Raw genomic sequence first — 1,441 nt, forward strand, 5'->3', positions numbered from 1 at the left:
TGCACCCTACTCTTGGACACATAGTCCATGGTCAAATACGTTCCCCGCTTTTCTTGATTAAGTTCCATGATCGCTCCAACATACTCCGCAGGAACCAAAATTGTCGCCTTCACAATTGGTTCTTCAATACTAGTTATTGACTCGATAGGGGGAAGATTTGAAGGATTATCAATGCTTATTACTTCCCCTTTCAAGGTGTTTACTTTATAAATCACGCTGGGTGCCGTAGTGATCAGGTTAAGGTCATATTCCCGCTCCAAACGTTCCTGAACGATCTCCATGTGGAGTAAACCAAGAAATCCGCACCGATAACCATAACCCAGAGCGACTGAGGTTTCCGGTTCAAAGGCTAAACTTGCATCGTTAAGATAAAGCTTCTCCAAGGAATCGCGCAGTCGGTTATAATCACTGGCTTCAACCGGGTAAAGTCCGCAAAACACCATCGGAATGGCCTTCCTATACCCCGGAAGCGGATTATCGGCGCAATTTTCCTCATCCGTAATTGTGTCACCGACCTGCGTGTCCTTGACATTCTTAATACTGGCCGCAATAAATCCGACTTGACCGGCTTTTAGTTCTCCGACTATCCGCATTGCCGGAGTAAACACGCCTACTTCAGTCACTTCGAAGACCTTTCCGGTGGACATCATTTTCATCTTCGTACCTTTGGCAACCCGTCCCTCGACAATCCGGACGTAGGAAATAGCTCCTTTATAAGCGTCAAATTTAGAGTCGAAAATCAGAGCCTGCAAAGGAGCCTGATCTTCCCCTTGCGGAGGTGGAACCGTTTCAACAATCCTTTCCAGGATCTCCTCTATCCCAATTCCTGTCTTTGCCGAAGCAAGTATTGCTTCACTGGCATCCAAGCCAATCACATCTTCAATTTCTTGCTTGACACGCTCAGGCTCCGCACTAGGCAGGTCAATTTTATTGATCACTGGAATAATCTCCAGATTATTGCCTAAGGCCAGATAAACATTGGCTAAGGTTTGGGCCTCAATCCCCTGGACCGCATCGACAACTAACAACGCGCCTTCACAAGCTGCTAAACTGCGGGATACCTCGTATGAAAAGTCCACATGACCCGGCGTATCAATGAGATTCAGCTCATAAACCTCTCCGTCTTTCGCCTGATAACTTAACTGCACTGCCTGTAGTTTAATGGTGATGCCCCGTTCCCGCTCCAGATCCATGGAATCAAGAACTTGCTCTTCCATTTCCCGTTTGCTCAAGGCACCCGTATACTCGATCAGTCGGTCAGCTAACGTGGATTTACCATGGTCGATATGTGCAATAATAGAAAAATTCCGAATACGTTGCGAAGCCTGTACCAAGGTCTTTCCTCATTTCTATAAATCAAAGATAACTAGATGTAATTATTTATGAACGCTATCCTAACCAACAATTATATCAGATTTATAGTGTTTCGCAACAAGCCGCC

Annotated in this window: 1 protein-coding gene; it reads right to left on the bottom strand. The window is 45.7% G+C overall.

Annotated elements, in window-relative coordinates; all coding sequences use genetic code 11:
- On the bottom strand, positions 1-1,334 hold a 1,334-nt coding region (gene lepA, locus AC6I5A_RS12925; protein WP_034616755.1), incomplete at its 3' end, for a translation elongation factor 4.
- Between the last annotated feature and the right edge of the window lie 107 nt (positions 1,335-1,441).

Source organism: Desulfosporosinus sp. Tol-M2 (genome assembly GCF_059735615.1).